This is a genomic window from Desulfosarcina sp. (genome assembly GCF_041551955.1).
Taxonomy (GTDB): domain Bacteria; phylum Desulfobacterota; class Desulfobacteria; order Desulfobacterales; family Desulfosarcinaceae; genus Desulfosarcina.
Genome location: NZ_JBFELV010000507.1, coordinates 1 through 3,421 on the forward strand (window position 1 = coordinate 1; position 3,421 = coordinate 3,421).

Below are 3,421 nucleotides of genomic sequence, written 5' to 3' on the forward strand. Positions count from 1 at the left end.
GTTGCGCCGTGGCTTGTGGCTTGACTTAAATGTCTCACGCCACGCCGCATTGGCGCCACGAAATTAAATTAATTTTCACCTCTTAAGTTGAAACGGTTGACAACTGTCACGTGACAGTTTACATTCCTCCAATGATAAAAACCTTTGCCGATAAAGAGACCCAACACGTTTTTATCAAAGGTAAATCAACACGGCTCCCCCCGGATTTAATTCGAAGAGCCGTGAGGCGTTTGGAGTATGTCCATTTGGCGACCACTTTGAAAGATCTCAGGGTGCCTCCCAGCAATCGTCTTCATGCCTTGCGAGGATCGAGAGAAGGCCAATACGCCATATCCATTAATGATCATGGCGCATCTGCTTCCGCTTCATCGATGGCGATGCCTATGACGTTCAAATAACCGACTATCATTAGGGAGTCTGAAAATGGCCATAGCGAACACCACAAAAAGAGAATTTGCCCCAACTCATCCCGGCGAAATGCTAAGGGAAGATTTTATGCCTGACTATGGTTTGAATGCGGCCTCATTGGCTTCTGCCTTGGGTGTCTCACGCCAGACCATCAATGAACTATTGCGAGAGCGCCGCTCCATCTCGCCGGTCATGGCATTACGGTTATCCCGACTGTTCGGCAATTCTCCGGAATTTTGGTTGAAGGTTCAACACTCAAGAGACATCTGGGAATCGGAGCGGTTGTATGAAAAGGAACTCAAACAAATTCACCCTCTCGATGCCGCTTGATATGACAATGCTAGTTAATCGTTGATTTCTTTATTTATCGTTGCGCCGTTGCGTGAGATTATTTTCTTTTTGTCACGCAACGGCGCAATGACGCCACGACAGTGAATAGGCGAACTAATTGTTCGGCCGGCTGATGGTTTCCAGCTGCTGGAGACGCTTGAGTGCGTCCATCTTTTCAAACAGCCCGTAGTTGATGCCTGCAGCACTCAGGCTGGAGCCCTTTTGGAGCGGGTAGTCCGGAATCGTCGCGAGGAACTCCTTGATGACGCCCTGAATCGGCACGAAGATCCACATGTTATCCGCATACCAGCGCAGGTAGCCCATTTCACCTTCAAACATCATCTGCTCGTAAGGGTCGGCCCTCAGATTCACCAGTGCCGGCCAACCGGTAACAACGCGTTCGCCGGTGGCAATGTTTCCTCTGATCTGGGCGAAATGCACTTTCCAGTCTGCGTAACGCACGGCATTCAGCTCACCGCCCTGGCTGAAATACATGATTTGCTTGCGGGGACTTTCGGCGGTCTCGCCCTTAAGATAGGGCATGAGATTGAAACCGTCAGCATGCACCTTCCAGGTCTTGCCGTTGGCCTTGTGCCCCTTCTTTAATTTTTCCACAATATTCGGCTCGCCAGCAGCCGCGAGAAACGTTGGCATCCAGTCTTCTTGCGAAACGATTCCATTGAAGACGGACCCCGGCTTGATCACTCCAGGCCATCTTACGACCAGCGGCACGCGGAAACCACCTTCCCAGGTAGTGCCCTTTTCTCCGTGGAACGGTGTGATCCCGCCATCCGGCCATGTGAATGATTCCGCCCCGTTGTCGGTGCTGTAGATCACGATCGTATTGTCGGCGATGCCGAGTTCCTCGAGCTTAGCCAGCGCCTTGCCCACCGCATCGTCGTGTTCAGCCATGCCATCAGGATAGAGGCCGATGCCGGTGCGGCCCACTGACTCCTTCTTGAGTCGCGTCCACACGTGCATCCGTGTGGCACTCAGCCAGACAAAAAACGGCTTGTCAGCCTTAACGGCACGTTCCATGAAGTCCTCAGCCGCGCCCTGGAAATCTTCGTCGACTGTTTCCATACGTTTGCGGGTCAGCGGACCGGTGTCCTCGATTTTGCCGTCCGCAAAGGAGTGAATGACACCGCGAGGGCCGAACTCCTTGCGGAACTCGGGGTCCTTCGGGTAGTAGTAGGTCTCCGGCTCTTCTTCCGCGTTCAGGTGGTAGAGATTGCCGAAAAATTCATCAAAGCCATGGACGGTGGGCAAGTGCTTGTCGCGGTCGCCCAGGTGATTTTTCCCGAACTGGCCGCTGGTGTAGCCCTGTTCCTTGAGCAGGTCGGCAATGGTCGGCGCCCAGTCGGGAATGCCATGATCGGAGCCGGGCATACCGATGGTCAGCAGGCCCGTCCGGAACGGGTGCTGACCGAGGATGAAAGACGCCCGGCCGGCCGTGCAGCTCTGCTGGGCATATGAGTCGGTGAACAATGCGCCTTCTTTCGCAATGCGGTCAATATTGGGCGTTTTGTAACCCATGATGCCGTGGTTGTAGGCGCTGATGTTATGGACACCGATGTCGTCGCCCCAGATGACGAGGATGTTGGGTTTGTCGGCGGCAAGGGCTGACGGAACTACCAGGCACAGGGCCAGCAATAAAGCCATCGCCATAATGGATTTATTGTTTCTCATTTTTTATTCCTCCGTGCGTTGATGGTTAACGTTAAAATGAAATTTTTCGCAGGTCATTCATTTGGGAAACAGGAACTGAATCGTAAATCCCCATTGCCAGTCCGGCGCCGAATCCGGTTTTTCGACATTGTAGTAGGCTTCCGCACGCACATTGATGGCCTGGCTGCCGATTTTGAGCAGCTTGCCAAACCCGCCGCCCAGGGGCACGGTCCAGCGGTTGCTCGAGTCGGCCTGCCAGTTGGCCGTGATGACCATGTCGGTGACCAAATACCAGCCGTTGGGAAGGTTGTAGTTCAGGAAGGGCTCGATCAGGGTCTGGTTGACGCTGGCACGGTCATCTTCGCCGGCAATGGACCAGAGTTGCCGGACAAGACCGCCGTAGGTCCCCCATTTGGGTTGGACCAGGACGACGCCGGTGGGACCGGCGCTCCACTTTTCAGATCCGAGCTGGTCGTCGGATGCCGTCGGCAACATGATGGATGGGCCGAGGCCCCAGATGAAGCCTTTTGGTTGTGCCGGTGAAACGAACAGGGAGTAATTAATGTCGCCCAGCCCGGTGGCCCCGTCACCGGGGGGCGGGTTGGGGATCTCGGGGGTGCCCGTCACCTGGCCGGGTGTATCGATAAGGGGGGCAATAATCCGGTTGATGTAATTCCAGTCACCCACGGTAATCGGTATCACCGGCTGGATGTTCAGAAAAGAGGCTTCGCCGTTGGGTGCGCCATAATCAAAGTTAAATTTGAACGGAAGACTATACATGGCGCCCACCGGATTCTGGACGGCTGCTCGCAGATCCCCGCCGCCTTTTTCCTCAGCCCAGGATATTGGTGCTAACACCAACACAGTCAAACAGATGATCAGGATTGGTTTGATACACATTGTTCTTCCCCTTAAATTTTGTATTTCATTTTCAATATATTAGATCTTCCGTTTCCAGCCGCAGGAGCTGGTTGGATTCGCCCAGTACCGCAATGGCGCCCAACAGCACGCCAAA

General features: G+C 54.0%; 4 protein-coding genes. 2 read left to right on the plus strand and 2 right to left on the minus strand.

Going from position 1 to position 3,421, the window contains the following annotated elements; all coding sequences use genetic code 11:
- The first annotated feature begins 131 nt into the window (after nucleotides 1–131).
- Nucleotides 132–398, plus strand: coding sequence for a type II toxin-antitoxin system RelE/ParE family toxin (locus tag ABYV26_RS23250; protein ID WP_372683742.1), 267 nt, complete (start codon nucleotides 132–134; stop codon nucleotides 396–398).
- 25 nt (nucleotides 399–423) lie between these two features.
- On the plus strand, nucleotides 424–738 hold the full coding sequence (locus tag ABYV26_RS23255) for a HigA family addiction module antitoxin (protein WP_372683739.1): 315 nt from the start codon (nucleotides 424–426) through the stop codon (nucleotides 736–738).
- 114 nt (nucleotides 739–852) lie between these two features.
- Here ABYV26_RS23255 and ABYV26_RS23260 read toward each other — a convergent pair whose 3' ends face one another.
- Together ABYV26_RS23260 and ABYV26_RS23265 are read right to left on the minus strand one after the other, a co-directional pair.
- On the minus strand, nucleotides 853–2,427 hold the full coding sequence (locus ABYV26_RS23260; RefSeq protein WP_372683740.1) for an arylsulfatase: 1,575 nt from the start codon (nucleotides 2,425–2,427) through the stop codon (nucleotides 853–855).
- 57 nt (nucleotides 2,428–2,484) lie between these two features.
- Nucleotides 2,485–3,306 (minus strand): hypothetical protein, encoded by an 822-nt coding sequence (locus tag ABYV26_RS23265; protein WP_372683741.1) that lies wholly within the window; start codon nucleotides 3,304–3,306, stop codon nucleotides 2,485–2,487.
- Between the last annotated feature and the right edge of the window lie 115 nt (nucleotides 3,307–3,421).